Source organism: Pseudoalteromonas ostreae, from assembly GCF_018069805.1.
Classification (GTDB): Bacteria; Pseudomonadota; Gammaproteobacteria; order Enterobacterales; family Alteromonadaceae; genus Pseudoalteromonas; species Pseudoalteromonas ostreae.
Map to the genome: position 1 here is coordinate 151,959 of NZ_JAGPYN010000004.1, position 16,704 is coordinate 168,662.

Genomic DNA, 16,704 nt, shown 5'->3' on the forward strand with positions numbered 1-16,704 from the left:
ACTGCTAAGCACTGAATCTAACGCTGCTTTATGCCACTTTCTGACTTGCGTGTTCTGGTTTAAAGTTACCTGCTTTCAATTTGATCACTACGTATCGGTTTAAGGTGATGTGGAAAAACAGTAGGTCGATATAGAATTCGTCACCACCTACATCCAGCCTAACTTGTCGTCCAACAAAGGCAAGGCCAGAGCCTAATTCAAGAAGAAGCTTTTTGATCTGTTCGGCCAATGCGTCCTCTATATTTCGCTCAAGTGACTCGTCACCGATTTTTAAGAAGTCAAAGATATATGATGGTTTAAATGTGTCTTGTGCTAACTCAGAGGTTGGCTTTGGTATTGTGCAGTCAAAGTTTGTGATAGCTGCGCCTTGTCGGGCGATAAGGTTGCTCTTTATTTGAATAACAAGCACGTTTCGTGACCAGCCATTTTCAATGGTTTTGCTAGCATACCAGAGCCTTGAATCCCTGCATTTAACCTTTTGAAGTAATTCAATATTGTGACCCCAAGGGATTTACCCAACAGCCTGTTGGACAATTGGGTAGTCAATGAAATAAGGCCATTTAATAGCAAAAGAGCGCATATACATTAAGTTAGAGCGAGATAACCCTTTCATGTCAGGGAATTCAGCCTTTAAGTCTTTTGCGAATGACTTCAGCTTCATTTCTATCAACGCTTAGCCTGTACTTAGTTTTAACCTGAAGTACTCTATTAGCAAACCAACACTGTTTTTTTCTGGCACACACTCACAAGCATCATAGCCACACTTACCACCAATATTGCACCTATTCACTATCGGTGCCGCCAATATCAAATTGAGCAAGTCTGTCGCAAATTGTACGCGTATTAAATCTGACGCTGCGCATTACCTGCTCTCATGCCCTTCACTCGCTACGACTATATACTCTAAGTCCGTATCAGTATCCCAGTCAAAATAGGAGCCAGTATATGGGTACGGAGCTTTTTTGTCATATAATGAACACCTATTTTCCGGCTCAATAATTACTCCGCGCCAAGTTTCTGCTGCAATAGGGGTATAGCTAATGGTCGACAACACCAATAATATCAGTAATTTTTTAAACATCCTGTTATTCTCAACTTTTAGTTCAATTCATGTAAGCCTAACTCATTGCTCAAACCGCCTAACTTTGCCAATTGATCGAAGTCAGGCGTATTTTTTAGGCCGCTACTTAATGAGCAAAAAAACCAAGCAGTACCATATTTATCGTCTATAAAAACTTCAAAGCCGCATCTTTCGTAGAATCGGTGTACTCGATAGTCATCTTTTTGAGTATGCCCAAAGATATAATCAATGCATTTTTCTTTGGCGTATTCAAATGCATAATTGATTAAAATTGAGCCGAACCCCTTACCTCTAAAGTCTTCAGGTTCTTTATTAATCCAGAGATCACACACCTCTAGTCGTCCTTCCTTTACATACATCTGCAAATAACCTACGTACCCTCTAGGAGAAAGTCTTTCAATCTTAATGTGGTCAGACTCAGAGCAAATCAACAATCGATAGTTGCGCTCCTTGTATTCTTGTACTTGCATTTTTTCCTCATGAATTTGCTTTAGAGTTTGATCAACGGCCTGCTGACTAACTTCCAACTACGTTAAGCTCTTGAAGGCTTAAGCTCGCTAATTACTTTATCGTTAAGTTCGAGCTATTATTACCAACTTATCTATAGCTTACTTACTCAAATACTGTACTAGTTAGCTGATTTATATCGATGATAGCTCTATGGTATCAATCATCATAATCTCTAATCCGAAGGTATTGTCAATACGTTTAATTAACGTCTCAGACCTACACCGAATAAAACCAAACCTTTTTCATTACAAACAAGAAATTAACTAGCAATTAATGTAGAACTACATCACTATAGTGTTCCAGTTAGGTTTGCATTAGTTTAAGTTTGTGTAAATAAGGGTGTTATGGTTTCTGGTTTTAATATTAATGAATTAACGAATTACGATAGCCAATACTGGCGAGTGGATTGGTTTGGTTATCTAAGTTATGAAGACAGCTCTGGGCAACGCAGAAGCGAACCTCTTGTAGATATTTACTTATCTCCATTTTTTTATCGCCCAACCCCTAACAAATTAAACTATAAGCTTTCGACAAATAAACACAAAGTCAATAGAGTCCAAGTCCCAATAAGCTATTTAAGGGTTATTAGGTTGGGTGATGTATGGCACCAAGGGAAACGTTTCCCATTACCATATTCAAGTAAAATGCGGGAGAAGTTTAGATCTGTTGTGATTAGCCCTGAGTTTACGTACACAGCAACGGCAGAAGCTAAAGGGAAATTAGGTGACCATTTACTTCCGTCCACTCACCACCCTTATCACAAGCTAGCAAGCAACGTGCACTGCGAATTCGTGAAAGTAGACGAAGATAACTTGCTTATCTTTCCTCACTATGTCCTTCTACAAGCCTATTTTTCTAGCTCTCAGTATGTTTTTCAGCAATTATTCAAATTTGGCTTACAGTTCAACTCATTATACGACCCCACGCAGTCATATATAAGAAATGATGGACACGCGTTCATTTTATTAAAAAAGTGGACACATGACTCCGCAGCTCCGGAAGTTGCTAGGCTCGCTTTTGATGAGGTCGCAGCAAAAGCCATTAGAAGACTAAGTGAAGGTTTATCACTTCAAAATATAAACAAAAGTCCAATTAGCCCAAAATTAACATTTCCCTTCCAAGGTAAGACAACACTAGATGTATATGGAAAGTGGTGCCCACTTTCTTCAAAAAGGCGTGTATTCATTGTTTATGATATTTTAAGCTGCAACGCCAACTATCCATTTGCATCACTTACATATTTCAGAAATAACCCTGGTGATAAAAAACCGGTCAAAACCCCACCTCCTAGTGGCAAAGGTAAAGGTACTCCACCTAGAGGTAGGCCTAAGCCACCTCCCAAGGAAAAGGATATTGATTTGCACCCTGATAGTGAGCCTAGAAGTAACGTCGATGATCTTCTCGTGGAAGGGCGAGCTATTACTCAATTCCCTGACTTGATGGATAAAAGTATCGAGAAAAAAAGGCAAAAAGACCATTTAGACGAAAATTCAACCGTAGGACCGGTGTCTAGTGATGATGATCTTACTGGCGGTAATATAGGAGATGGTGACACTCATGGGACAGCCGTACCAATTTGCTTTATCCCTCCCTTTCTAGACCAAGAGCATAAAAATAAGTATAAGTTCAGTGAAAAACTTTGTCGCCTTGATTTATTCTCACAACTGCTTAACGAACTATCCAATTGTGCCAGAATCACAAATACTGAAATCATCAGCATCTACAACAACCTTGGCAAAGAAGACGGTAACCACTCCTACTTTCCAACAACATATTTAGAATCAGGTAAAACTTCTACATGGCAATATATCCACTACATCAAAGAACTTGGTTTTATAGCTAATGGCGACGAGAAGTATCGTCATCGAAGAGCTATTATTGCCAAATTGACCGTTGCGAATTCAATAACCGTTTTTTTAGCCGAAGCAGAAAGAAGAATAGTCAAAGTTACAGAAGGATGGATAGAGCTAGATAAAACAGCAATATTTTTAGCGCTTGATCGAAATGAAGACAGCATTTCAAAATTTCATCTACAAAACTTATTGAGTCAATCAGCTGAAGAAAGAGGGAAGTGGGATCACACTCAGTTGCCTTCTAATGTCGAAAGTTGGTCATTAAGGCATGCAGCTAACGATTCTATTGAATCGGGTGATTATGTTCACCGACAAAAGAACCTCATTGAGAAACGCTTAGGGTTTAAATTAACCTAAATTTCAAGAGGCCACTCACACCTGAAGGCAGTCACACAATGGCAAAAAAGAAAACCCAAAGAAGAAAAACTAACTCTTTGCTAAGTTCGTTTAGCCCAAGCAATCTCATCTACTTAAAAGAAACGTTAGATGATCATAGATCCCGATTTACTATAAAACGTAGAGAGTTTAAAGAACTAGCAACACAGTTTAAAAACGAAAAAGATATTCATAATCATATGCTTATCGAAGAAAAACGTAGACGCCAAACTGTTAGAAGCACTTACAAGCAAAGGTTTTCGGATTTAAAGGAACATATTTGGGAAGTTCATGGTATACCAGAGTTTGCTCCAAAAGAGGTGAAGCTGCTGAAAAATAAAGCCATAGTTCCTAGCGAAAAAATAAATAGAATGGAGGCAATCAAAGAAAAATTTACTGAAGAAGTCCGCTTAATAAATGAGGTTGAAGCAACGAAGCAAAAACCTAACTTTATTCACATCAGCAAAGAACAAGAAAAAATGCTCTTTTCTACAAATACAGCAACCAACGTTATAGCTGGTGCTGGTAGCGGTAAATCAACCACATTGATCCTCAGAGTCATTCTGTTGCACAAACACATGGATATACCATTCGACAAAATTACAGTGTGTACTTTCACCGTAGAATCCAAACGCGAGTTCATTGATAGCCTAATAACTAGATTAAGACAATTTGGTCAAGAACTATCCTATAACGACGCCCGTGCGGTCGTGAGAACATTTCATTCGCTTGCCTATGAAATTCACAATAAGCTGGGCAATAAGTCCAAATCTTTACTTTACGACTTTAAGTCACAAAAACCTGCAGATGATGACTCATATGGAGTAAATATTGAAAACCTTATGCAGCCTCAAGAAGATAATTCAGAAGAGGTTTCAGAGAAATTAGAGCTGATGGTCAGGCTCTACAAAGAGTTATACACAGAAAAAGGCCTTTTTCGTCAAGCTATTAATAAACTCTTCAAATCCTCGTTAGAAGTTGAGCGTCAGCTAGCATTAGATAATAAAGAGTGCGTAGGTAAAATCTGCGGCTGGATCCGCGACTATGAAAATACTTACATTGAGTTTTGTTCTAACTACTGGCAACAGAGGCACCCTGAAATACTGAACAGAATGTCAAAATATCTTGTTACCTCAAACCAGACTGAAATAGTAAAAATTTCTGAAAAAACGTTTCAGTTTCAATATCATTACTATCTACCTAAATCTAACGCTAAAATCTGCCTTAGCGTCAAAAATAACACTCTTCGGAAAAGCGAGTATACATTTGGCGAGAAGAAGCAAGCAGTCAGTAAAGTCGAATACTACAGACGAATTGTATTGTTGGATGGAAGTGCCAACTATTACCTTGTTGACGACATAAATAAACTACTTTGCTTTTTATCGGATGAAGAATTCGAGCTAGAACGCTATGTGGATACAATTCCTGTTCCTGACTTTTCTTATGTATGTGAAGGGGATTTTCCTGCAAAAAGCGATAATAGAATTGATAGTTTACTTGTTTCTGAATTTAGTAAGCTTATCGATTTCTCTTACTCTATTGGTAAACCTCTATACACTTTATCTGCAAAGCAATTAAATTTATTCTGCAATAAAGGAAGTAAAGTTACAGAGTCAGATCAACTTTTCCTTAAACTTGCATATTTTTTCCATAAATCATGGATAAGTAGGTTGGAAAGTAAACAACTAACGACATTTGACGATGTATTCCATCGCTTTGGCACTCCAAGCGATATTGAATATAACAAATTAGATATTCGCTTATTGGGAAAACTTCAACACTTACTAATAGATGAATTTCAAGATATCTCTCCCATAATAGCTAAGTTTTTAAATGAATTAAAAAAGCAATTACACCAAAACCAATTAATTAAAGATGGCACGTTAATGAGTGTTGGTGATGATAACCAGTCTATATATGGATGGCGAGGTAGCTCCCCACAGTACATATTAAATTACAAGTCATGCTTTGATTTATCTCACGACGAGCAAGCCGTCAAATTAGAGAGTAATTACAGGTGCTCAAGTAAAGTACTCAATTTAGGGGCTAAAATACTTGATAAGTTACCAAAGAGTGCTAAAAGTGATAAGAAGATCAAACATGCAAGGCCAGATGCTGACACCCCTTTATCATGTGTTGAACTTCATCCCCCTATACTTAAAAAAAAGAACAAATCAGCAATAAATTTCGAATTGGCAACACAGTTATTGCAAAACGAAGCAAACAAACCTGAGATAACACCTAACAACCCAATTTATCTTCTCTGTATATCTAGGAGACTGACAAAGAAAAAAAGCAGTCCAACATGGTATGCAGCAATAGAGCGATTAAAGAAACAAAAAAAAGTTAAAGTTTTAACTGTTCATGCCAGTAAGGGTCTAGAAGCACAGACCGTTTTTTTTGTTGGTGATGCAGTGCCACCCAACAGTCACCCAATACGTGATGTTCTGTGCCAGATAGCTAATATAAAAGGTGGCTACACACGTATGCAAACAGAAGAAAAATACCGAGTTGCATATGTTGGAGTAACCCGAGCAAAAAACAGACTTTTCTGGTTTGCTGAGTCTCTAGAATCAAAGAGTAACCTTTTGGCGTCACTTTTCCCCAAAAACGTCAACTAAATCCTCCTTACCGAATAAGCTAATTGGGCAGTACTGACGAATTGCTCTTGGTGCCCATTTAGCCCTACTGGCAATCAATGCTGAATAGGCTGGCGAGTTTTCGCTTTCCAGATCAGCTAATACCCATGAGTCAAGTTGAGCAAGATCCGATGAACGCTCTACCAACTCAATAAACATATCTAGCCACTCGTTCGCATTTTGGCTATTCCAATCGTGGTTTATGCCAAGGTACTCCGTGTACCACATCGGTATTTTATACTTCCAACTCGATAGGTTGTCATAAAGGTCAGCTTCTTGGCTGTAGAATTTAAGTAACATAGAAATTAGCTCATCTTTATCTAAAGATCTTAAGTAATACTCCATACCTTTTTGGCAAAAATTTCGTTTAAGGTAAAAATCAAATACGCTGTTTTGGGTCATTCTGATACTCCTAAAAATTCCTGTTGTATTTTGCTATTTGCTGCTTAAAAACATTTTTTACTGACATTGAGTCCGCATATCCCATGAACTTGTTTAGCTGAAGAATGCTTAGCTTCTTCCCACTAGCTTGCATACACATTATCGCTGTCGCCACACTTTCCTCTGAAGGGCCACTGTTTGGGCTAAATATCAAAGGTTTTATTTCTTTATCAAGCCAAAAAGGAAGGGGATTCTTTTGCTTAGTTATCGAGGTTAGCTCTGAGTACTTTATCTCGAGACTTTGAAGTATATCTAAGAAATTTAATGGCCAATCACGAAACAAACCCGCGAGCTTACACATACATCTGTATCGAACCTGATGATCCATAATGTCAGGATCTATAGAACTGGTTGTAATTTCCGATTTATAGTTTTTCTGTGCGACAACACGGAGCAAATGCCTTAGCACTAAAAATATTGAAAATGAATATATCCATTCAAGACTGAAGGCTAATTGCAAATAGCCAGCGCTTAGAATTGCGGTATAAAAAAGAGTATCAATTACCACATCTTTTTTGGCTTTTATAATAGGGGCCTCTGTTAATTGGCAACCACAGTGATAACACTGTGTGATATCCCCCAAAAAAGGCATTTTATGTGGTTGTCCAATATCGTTTAATAGTGGTTTTACAGGCTTAAGGCATTGAGGACATCTATCATGGAGTTTACATGCATGTTTAGTACACACTGTAATGAAGGATATTCGCCAAGTTTTCTTATAGTAGGGCTCTTGCTCAGCCAAGCAAATCGGACAATATTGTAAACAAAACCGTTTATCGGAATTCTTTGTAACCCCTGTTTGCAGTATGCACGTTTTTCTTTTTGCTTTAGGGGTTGGCGCAGAATAAAGTAGCCCCGCATAACTATCTAATGATGTATTCCAAGCTCTTTGATATGGCGTCCTGAGTAATAGAGACAACGTTCTAATCGCCTCACTATTAACCGAGTTATCAATATCGTAGTAACGCCCATTTAACTCTGGTAGAAGTAAATGACAAAACGAAAAAACGTTTTGTCCATTAGATCTGGCAACACGATAAACCCATGACGAAAATAGCTCGTCGGGCAACGGCTGTGGATGCACTGGTAAAGGGGAGCTCATCAACGATTACTCTTCTTACGCTCTTTAGGAGATTCGTAATCGATTTTTTCAAGTAATTCTAGGGTTATACTTTCAAGCCCACTTCTAATTGCAAAAATCGCCGCTTGAGTAAGTATGTCTGAAACCTCTCCAAGCAAGCCTTCACTCATAAAATACACTTTCTGAGCAATAGCTTTACTCTTTAAATTTGACGAATTAGCTAAAGGTAGCATACGTTCAAAGCTTGCCAGTAAACGACGAAAATCGGTATCCATTTCCCATCTTGGTAATAATGAAGGTTTAAACCTGTTATCAAGCTGAGGGTCTGTTTTAATAGCTCTTAAAGCATCCTTAGTTCCTAGGCCAACTATGGGTATCTTTAATTCATTACTTAAATTACGAATAACACTGAGGAAGACACGTTGTTTATCTAAAGGGCCAGCAAGTAAAGAATGAATTTCGTCTATAACGAGCATTTTCACATTACAGGCAGCCATTATCGTTTTCACTTGATGGTGCTTTTTTTCTGCTGAGTCAGAAGGTCTAAAAGGAGCAAAGAGCTTAGATAAAATATTACTATACAGTCGTGACTCGCTTGGCGTAGGCGGGGACTGAATAAACAATGCAGGTATAACAATACCTTCATTATCTTCACGCTCGTATGCTGGGTGCAAGTCAATAAAGCGTTCCGCAATCATTGTCTTACCGCTGTTACTATCCCCTACTATCAACATACATGGCATTCGATGCTTCTTAGGGTAAACGAGTAAATCTTCAAGTTTACCCAATATATCAATCGCCTTAGAATAACCAATCCATCTTGATGACAAAATATATTCAATACGTTCTTCATTACTCTTATCAAGTAAGCTTCGAACATCTTCGTTCAAGTGATCAAACGAATTATTGCTAGTATGCTCAATCACGACGTACCTCTAACATTTCATCAAAAGGCTGTATATCATCGTCATCTTCATCATTTATAAATTCTGTTTTAGTTACGGAAGCTTTTTCATAAACTTCAGGTGAAGATATCGCGGTTTTCTCAGCATTTTTTCTTCGTTGAACAGCTTTTCTACTTTTTTTAGTTTTAATAACAGCTTCCTGCTCGATTTCCCTCATAGTCTCTAATGCGCTAAAAATCATTTCTTCATTTACATGAACAGCCCCATCATCTTTTAATTTTTTCTGTACTTTCCTTAGCTCCCAGATGGTCATAGATGGATGCGCTGTGTTTCTGTATGGAATAGGAAAATAGCATTTTAACTGAGGGTCAAAAAACCATATTGTACTGATATCTCGAGGGTCTCGACGGCAAATGAATTTTCGTTTTAACTTACTTCGTCCTTCAACAGTTGCATTGATCCAAACTCGAAGGACATCACTGTAATAGCAAATATCATCAATACGAATGCCGTAATCTTGTACCGTTCTTTCAACATAAGGAAGTAGATTGGTCTTAAGTGTTTCTTCATCATCTATCTTTCTTGGCATACCAACACCTTTCGTGTTTTTAGTACCTAAAACCCCTTCTTCAAATTTTTGATATGGAGTAGTATTAATTCCTGAATGCAATTTGTGATGATAAGATTTTGTAATTAAAACAGTGAGCCAATGTTCAAACTCTTTCAACGTCAAGGCTGATTGCTTATCTGAGTCATACCCTCTTCTCTGCTGTGTGTTGGAAAATGTTGTTCCTGGTAAGGTGTGTATCTCCTTAGCAAATGTACCAAGGAGACGCTCAATGTGCCCACCAAAATGAGGCCTACCAACAGGGCGCCATTCAATAGAAAAAGCATATTCTTGGCATGCTTTTTTCAGCATGTTCCCACGAAACTCTTTTGCATTATCGGCATGTACTGTTCTTGGTACCCCCCAACAAGGCCAAGACGCATCTATATCATATTCCGCAAGAAGCTTATCCTTCGGCAAGATCACATTTGAAAGACACATACCAACAGCCAAGGCACTTGGTTTTTCAAATGAGATGTAAAAACCTGCTACCATCCTACTGTATACATCTATTGCCATTGTTACCCAAGGACGTTCAAGAGGTAATCGATAAACATCATCTACCAATATTATATCTAAAGGTGTATGGTCAATTTGAATTACAGCATAAGGATAATCAGCATGCGGGAACTCCCCCATACTCATATGAAGCGCATCATGAATTTGGTCTTTACTACAGCGCTGACGTATTTTCAAATCCTCAGATAAGCTTTTAATACGATTTCTTACCGTATTAACGTGAGGAATAGTCAATGTAGCTTTTCTACACTCTAGCTTAACTAAGCGGTGTACAGCCGCAACCGACTTTCTCTGCTTATTTAAATATTCGCTTTCAATACATTCATCAATGACTTTCTCTACTTCACTTGATAGTTTTTTACTACCGGAGTCACTCCTTGCTTTCGGGGACAGTATCATCAACGATGAATCGGCTTCGTATAATCGAAGCCACTTATAAATTGTATTGATATGATAGCCGTGCTCTGTAGCTACACTTTTTACGTCTTCAACAGTTCGATCATGTTTATGTACCAAAGGTTGAATAATTTCCAATCGTTGCTGAGCTACTTTCCAGTCATCATCTTCGATAGCATCAATAACACTTACGCGTCTATCTTCTGGCGAAGGGGGCGATAAAGACAGTTCTGATATTCTTAGCTTGTCAATTTGCTTTGTATGGAAATTTTCTGCTAATACATAATCTAAATTCGTAATTTGCAGTACGATATAGTGTGCATCATTATGATAAACGGAGCTTCCTTGCTGCAAGGTAAATTCTTTTCTCGCTTTTCTAGGCATATTTATCTCCCTATCCAAATACGAGAAGACATGGTGATAGGTAAATTTAAATCCAAGTTCACTCTTTTTGCCGCAATGAGCCACCATAAAGAAGGTAAAATCTCAGCTTGTGCCCATTTATCGTTAAATAAAGACTTAATCAATTGTTCAACACTGCATTCTCTCATTGAATGAAGTGCACCAAATATTAACTCCTCGTGAGATTCATTGAGTGCATCACGTAAATATGGTTGTAAAAATCGAGCATTTTCCATATAAGTTGTGCGTATCTCATTCTCAGTAAACAGCTTGAAGCGCCAACCTTGCTCTTTTGCATAACGAATTGCGGCCTTAAATTTTGGTTTAAGATCTTCCCAATTTTTTTGAATATCACTACGGTATTTAATTTCGCAAAGTACTATATTGCTATTGGAGAAAGATGAACGACCCGATATGTAACTAAGCAATACATCTGGGGTGTATTTTCTTTTTCTACCATTTGAATCCACCCATGAAATACAAACCGGTTGAACATCGTAGCTTTCTATACAGCTATCAAACTCAATCATTGTTAAAAAGTCGCGCTCAAGGGAAGATTCAAAAAATGCATCATTGGCTTTTTGTGAATTTGCCAATCCTGTCAGATTTCTATAATTTTTTGGTATTGTACGTACAGACATAAAATTAAATATCACCCATTAAAGATGTAGAACACGATTCAATACATCATATCGATGTAATTAGTAACTGCAAGCTATGTACTTTTTAAGCAAGATCTTTAATTATTACTTTATAGTGATGTAATTGTCATTTGGATTTGAAGAGCCTCCTACTAGCGCCACTGCAGAACAAGTATGATGAGGATTACGAAATGGTCGTTTGCGCCAGTTAGTTAGATCGACACTTTGGCCAATAATTGAATACAATGCTGCAGTGGAAAGTGCTTCATCATCGGACATGCCTGGCATAATAGTCGGCATACGTTGCGCGAGCATTGACTTACCCGTACCAGGTGGCCCCAAAAAAAGTAAATTATGGCCACCCGCCGCAGCGATTTCTAACACTCTTTTCGCGCCGGGCTGGCCTTTTACGTCACTCAAATCAATTAAGAATTCAACACCGCTATGTTGCTGTTCTGGATAGCTAATATTAAGAGGTAAAGGCTGCTGATTGAGTAAATCACTCCATACTTCTTGGATAGAAGAGACCGCTTTGCGCTCAACGCCATTTACTAAACTCGCTAAACTATCATTTACTAAAGGTAAAAAACAGCAACGCCCTTGTGCTTTAGCGGCTAAAACGGACGGAAGTATTGCACTCACACCACGCACTTCGCCATTAAGTGCCAGCTCTCCATAAAATTCATAGCGTTCAATATCAGTGCAAACAATTTGATCTGAAGCGATGAGAATACCAACTGCAATCGCTAAATCAAAACGCCCCCCTTCTTTGGGTAAATCAGCAGGTGCTAAATTGACTGTAATACGTTGGTCTGGAAAACCAAATTTAGAGTTTTCTAATGCGTTGCGCACACGGTCTTTGGCTTCTTTTACTGAAGCTTCGGGCAAACCTACAATATGAAATGCTGGTAAACCATTACCTAAATGTACTTCTACAATCACTTCGGGTGCTTGAATGCCCACTTGGGCACGCGAATAAATCCGAGCTAATGACATCCTTTGTCCCTGTAATGTTATGTTATTTACAGTCTAGTCAGGATATTTAAAAATATGTAGTGTTAGTTGCCATTTCATTGCCGCAAGGCGTAACAACAAAGTGATTAGCATTGCTGAAATCATCGCTATTTCTGTTGCCACATTAAAGGCAATACCTTGGGTGTAAATAATACCACCAGCAATACAGGTAATAGCATACAGCTCACCTTTTAAGAGCATGGGAATATTACCAGCGAGTACATCACGGGTAACGCCACCAAAGCAACCGGTGATCACCCCCATAATAATTGCAGTTGTTGCAGGCATCCCCGCAAGCAATGCTTTTTGCGCGCCCATCACCGCAAAAAATGCTAAACCAAACGCATCAGCTACTTGAAAATGATATAACAGAATTGATTTTTGTTTATTGATCAAACGAGTGGTAACAAATACAGAAGCAAGAATAGCAATAAAATAACTTTGGTCATGTAACCAAAATACCGGAACATCCAAAATTAAATCTCGAATTGTGCCACCGCCTATCGCGGTGACTGTCGCCAGTACCACGACCCCAAAGCCATCCATTTTTTTATCATAGGCAATTAAAGTGCCTGACATGGCAAATACCGCGATGCCAATTAAATCAAACCAATGATAAAATTCAGTCATATATCCAAGCCATCCCAAGATGCGAATCGAAGTTAAAATAAACAGTACTTAACGACGCCGTTTAAGCACAATAAATCCAAAGTTTTAAGTGCACTTTAGATTTATTAATACTTTTATTAATTCAGTAACTGCTGCGTTGTTTGCAACTGCTTATAACGTACGACCAATGTAACGCCACGCAGTAGCATAAAGCTGGTCATTGCTAACCAAAGCGCATGATTTTGCCAAGCATTAAATACCCAAAACACGCCAAAGAATCCAACTAATGCTGAAATTAGCATGGTATTCCGCATATCTTGAGCTCTGGTTAGGCCAACAAAAATACCATCAAACAAAAAGCAACTCATTGCCGCTAATGGCATAAAAATCAACCATGGTAAGTATTCATTGGCGGCTTTGATCACTTCAGGAATATCTGTTAATAAGGTAATAATTTGCGAACCAAACAATGCAAAAAACACGCTATAACAAAAAGCAAATAGCATTCCCCAAAATACGCTTATTTTTACCCATAAGTTTATACGCCGTACGCTATGTTGACCTTTTGCTTGGCCAACTTTTGCTTCACTTGCATAGGCAATACCATCAAGAGCAAAGCTCACTAGCATTAAAAAGTTCAGTAATACAGCATTTACCGCAAGCGTTACTTCGCCAATGCGTGCACCATAGAAAGTCATAAAACTAAAACACAGTTGTAAAATTAAAGAGCGAATAAAAATATCACGGTTAAGACTCAATAACGCCCACATTTTATCTCGGCTAAACCACCCACCTAAAAATAACGGTACAGCCATTTTTTTCGCCAACCTAAAAACCAAGAATAACGCAAATAATAACGCGGTATAATCGGCAATCAACGATGCCCAAGCCGCTCCGGCAACTTGCCAATCTAAGTACACAACAAAATAAATATCTAAAACAATATTGGTGATATTAGTAACTAGTAATAAATAAAAAGGCCCTTTACCGTAATGAACCCCTAACATCCAAGCTAATAATACCAAGTTACATAATGCCGCTGGCGCACTAAAAATACGAATTTCAAAGTAACTATAAGCTTGTGCGAGCACCGGCGCACTGGAACCAGAAAGGTAAGCTATGGCATTTTTAATAAGTGGCGATAAAGCAATTAAAGAAAATGCCACGATAAGCGCTAATACTAAACTGCGCTTTAATAATCCGGCTAATTGAGGATAATCTTTTTCGCCATAAGCTTGCGCAACCAGCCCTGTGGTACTCATGCGTAAAAAGCCTGCCAACCAAAACAGTAATGAAATCACCGTGGCACCCAAGGCAATTGCGGCAAGAAAATGCGCACTCCCAAGATGTCCGATCACTGCAGTATCAACTATTCCTAACAGTGGCACGGTTATATTTGATAATATCATTGGACCAGCTAACAACAGCAAGCTTTTATGGTGTGCTTTATGACGATTAAGAAATTTTTTCACAGTCTGCTATCGATCCTCTTTTGTCTATCTTTACCTGCTCACAGCGCAGTTATTTTACAGTATCACCATGTCAGTGAAACCCTGCCAGCAGTAACCAGTGTCAGTGCTAAAACCTTCACGGAGCATTTAAACTATTTAAAACAGCATGACTTTAACGTAGTGCCGCTAAATGAATTACTATCTGCTTTACAACAAGGACAAAGTTTACCAGATAAAACCGTCGCTATTACCTTTGATGATGGTTACAACAATAATTATGAACAAGCAGCGCCGATATTAGAAAAGTTTGCTTACCCCTATACTATTTTCGTTAATCCAAAGTTGATTGATGAAGGTAAAGGCTATGTAATGGGCTGGGATAAACTCAGAGAACTTGCCAAAAAAGGTGCTCTGATCAGCAATCACAGCGCACAACATGATTACCTACATCGTAAATTAGCCGATGAAACAACCCAACAATGGCAAGCGCGTATTAAGCAAGATATTTTGTCATCACAACAACGGATCAAAGAAGAAATTGGCCATGACTATAAATACTTAGCATATCCATATGGCGAGTTTAATAACCAATTACAAAGTTTAGTGAAAGAGTTGGGCTTTATTGGTATTGGCCAACACTCTGGTGCCATCAACAAAGACTCTGATTTTAGCCGTTTACCACGCTTTCCAGCTTCTGGGTTTTATAGCAAGCTTGATACGCTAGTGACCAAACTAAACTCTCGCGCATTTTCAATCCAAGAGCTTACTTATATTGATAGCGTGACCAGCCAAAATCCACCTCAGATCAGCATTAAATTTAATATGGGAGACTTTCATAAAAGTCAGCTAGCTTGTTATGTATCGGGCATCGGTCAGGCAAAACTAGACTGGTCAGCAGCTGATACTGTGACCATAAATTCACCGAAAAACTTAGCTCAAGGGCGATCACGATTTAACTGCACAGCACCATCAATTGCTCATAAAAATAGCTATTACTGGTTTTCACAACCTTGGGTAATTGTGCAGTAGAAATATAACTCCAGATAGTTATCAACCTAAACTCTGGATAATAAATCTCTCTCCAGTGGCTATTTGCAAGGCTAACTACGTTGAATTTACTGGCAATAGGCCAGCAAAAATTATGGGGACTACTTTTTCATGGCTTGGTTTAATAGATGCTGCGTCACCTTATCAAGCGAGACAACCGCTAAAGCTGCTCCGATCTCTACGGCGGCTTTAGGCATACCCCATACCACTGATGATAGTTCATCTTGCGCAACGGTATAAGCACCATGCTGTTTTAGCGCCAGTAAACCTTGTGCGCCATCACTCCCCATACCCGTTAATAAAGCTGCGATGGTATTTTTAGGGCACACTTTAACTAGAGAGTTAAACAATACATCAACCGCAGGACGATGACGATTAACTGGCTCGCTCTCATCAAGCTGACAATATAAGCAGCCTCCTTGCTGTATAACGCTTAAGTGTTGACCACCTGGGGCGATAAACGCCCAGCCAGCTTTTAACTTATCGCCGTGCTGCGCCTCTTTTACATGGATAGTACATGTTCTATCCATACGCAAAGCAAATGAACTACTAAACACAGGTGGAATATGTTGCGTGATAACGATCGGTGGACAATTTTCTGGCATTCTTATTAGTACCTCTTTAATCGCCTCGGTTCCTCCTGTTGAAGCTCCAATCGCCAACACCTTATTGATACTAAACTGTGCATTACTTAACGTTTCGATAGGTTGTACTTGGCTTAATTTAAAAGGACGTACTCGTGCTGCGGCTGCCGTCCGCACCTTTTGTTGAACTAATTTAGCATACTGGCTTAATTGCTCAGATACATTGACTGTCGGCTTAGCTATAAAATCAACTGCTCCTAATTCCAGCGCCTCCAAAGTCATGGGTGAACCTTTTTGGGTGAGCGTTGATATCATTACCACAGGCATAGGCCGTAGACGCATTAGGTTTTTCAAAAAGCTAATGCCATCCATTTTCGGCATTTCAATATCTAAAGTCAGCACATCGGGATTAAGCTGCTTAATCATTTCTCGTGCTTGATAAGGGTCTTCTGCACACCCTACGACCTGAATATCATAAGCTTGGTGTAGTACCTCCGTCAATACTCGTCGTATCAATGGCGAGTCATCAATTACTAACACCTTGACCAT

General features: G+C 38.8%; 14 protein-coding genes and 1 pseudogene. 3 read left to right on the top strand and 12 right to left on the bottom strand.

Going from position 1 to position 16,704, the window contains the following annotated elements; all coding sequences use genetic code 11:
- Window positions 1-28: 28 nt before the first annotated feature.
- The 3 genes from J7338_RS21025 to J7338_RS04650 all read right to left on the bottom strand — a co-directional run bounded on the left by J7338_RS21025 (window position 29) and on the right by J7338_RS04650 (window position 1,608).
- Window positions 29-511, bottom strand: a complete 483-nt coding sequence (locus J7338_RS21025) for a PDDEXK nuclease domain-containing protein (RefSeq protein ID WP_415837793.1) — start codon at window positions 509-511, stop codon at window positions 29-31.
- The gene (locus J7338_RS21095; RefSeq protein ID WP_210795966.1) at window positions 512-661 is read right to left on the bottom strand and encodes a DUF1016 N-terminal domain-containing protein; all 150 of its coding nucleotides are present in this window, start codon (window positions 659-661) and stop codon (window positions 512-514) included. It abuts the gene before it with no gap.
- A 437-nt stretch (window positions 662-1,098) separates the two neighbouring features.
- A complete protein-coding gene (locus tag J7338_RS04650) occupies window positions 1,099-1,608 on the bottom strand; it encodes a GNAT family N-acetyltransferase (RefSeq protein WP_210795967.1) in 510 nt (169 codons plus the stop codon).
- Window positions 1,609-1,935: 327 nt separating this feature from the next.
- On the opposite strand from J7338_RS04650, the gene J7338_RS04655 reads away from it, so the two are divergent.
- Together J7338_RS04655 and J7338_RS04660 are read left to right on the top strand one after the other, a co-directional pair.
- The gene (locus J7338_RS04655; protein WP_210795968.1) at window positions 1,936-3,801 is read left to right on the top strand and encodes a hypothetical protein; all 1,866 of its coding nucleotides are present in this window, start codon (window positions 1,936-1,938) and stop codon (window positions 3,799-3,801) included.
- A 38-nt stretch (window positions 3,802-3,839) separates the two neighbouring features.
- Window positions 3,840-6,440, top strand: coding sequence for a UvrD-helicase domain-containing protein (locus tag J7338_RS04660; protein WP_210795969.1), 2,601 nt, complete (start codon window positions 3,840-3,842; stop codon window positions 6,438-6,440).
- On the opposite strand, the gene J7338_RS04665 is transcribed toward J7338_RS04660, so the two are convergent.
- The 8 genes and pseudogenes from J7338_RS04665 to dinF form a co-directional block, all read right to left on the bottom strand.
- Window positions 6,414-6,860 carry a hypothetical protein gene (locus tag J7338_RS04665; RefSeq protein ID WP_210795970.1) on the bottom strand — a complete coding sequence of 149 codons (447 nt, stop codon included), beginning with the start codon at window positions 6,858-6,860 and terminating at the stop codon, window positions 6,414-6,416. The genes J7338_RS04660 and J7338_RS04665 overlap by 27 nt on opposite strands.
- Window positions 6,861-6,870: 10 nt before the next feature.
- Entirely contained in the window at window positions 6,871-8,001 is a 1,131-nt protein-coding gene (locus J7338_RS04670; RefSeq protein WP_210795971.1) for a TniQ family protein, read from the bottom strand.
- Complete coding sequence (locus J7338_RS04675; RefSeq protein ID WP_275074509.1) at window positions 8,001-8,906, bottom strand: TniB family NTP-binding protein; 906 nt, start codon at window positions 8,904-8,906, stop codon at window positions 8,001-8,003. Before J7338_RS04675 ends, J7338_RS04670 begins: the two co-directional genes overlap by 1 nt.
- The gene (locus J7338_RS04680) at window positions 8,899-10,791 is read right to left on the bottom strand and encodes a Mu transposase C-terminal domain-containing protein (protein ID WP_210795972.1); all 1,893 of its coding nucleotides are present in this window, start codon (window positions 10,789-10,791) and stop codon (window positions 8,899-8,901) included. Before J7338_RS04680 ends, J7338_RS04675 begins: the two co-directional genes overlap by 8 nt.
- A 2-nt stretch (window positions 10,792-10,793) precedes the next feature.
- Entirely contained in the window at window positions 10,794-11,450 is a 657-nt protein-coding gene (locus tag J7338_RS04685) for a TnsA endonuclease N-terminal domain-containing protein (RefSeq protein ID WP_210795973.1), read from the bottom strand.
- A gap of 111 nt (window positions 11,451-11,561) precedes the next feature.
- Window positions 11,562-12,446: pseudogene (locus tag J7338_RS04690) on the bottom strand (YifB family Mg chelatase-like AAA ATPase); the annotation flags it as partial.
- Window positions 12,447-12,479: 33 nt separating this feature from the next.
- On the bottom strand, window positions 12,480-13,094 hold the full coding sequence (locus tag J7338_RS04695) for a trimeric intracellular cation channel family protein (RefSeq protein ID WP_210795974.1): 615 nt from the start codon (window positions 13,092-13,094) through the stop codon (window positions 12,480-12,482).
- 116 nt (window positions 13,095-13,210) lie between these two features.
- A complete protein-coding gene (gene dinF, locus J7338_RS04700; RefSeq protein WP_210795975.1) occupies window positions 13,211-14,545 on the bottom strand; it encodes an MATE family efflux transporter DinF in 1,335 nt (444 codons plus the stop codon).
- On the opposite strand from dinF, the gene J7338_RS04705 reads away from it, so the two are divergent.
- Window positions 14,522-15,553, top strand: coding sequence for a polysaccharide deacetylase family protein (locus J7338_RS04705; protein WP_210795976.1), 1,032 nt, complete (start codon window positions 14,522-14,524; stop codon window positions 15,551-15,553). The two genes, dinF and J7338_RS04705, sit on opposite strands and share 24 nt — an antisense overlap.
- 119 nt (window positions 15,554-15,672) lie before the next feature.
- Here the strand turns inward: J7338_RS04705 and J7338_RS04710 are convergent, their stop codons facing one another.
- Window positions 15,673-16,704, bottom strand: coding sequence for a protein-glutamate methylesterase/protein-glutamine glutaminase (locus J7338_RS04710; RefSeq protein ID WP_210795977.1), 1,032 nt, complete (start codon window positions 16,702-16,704; stop codon window positions 15,673-15,675).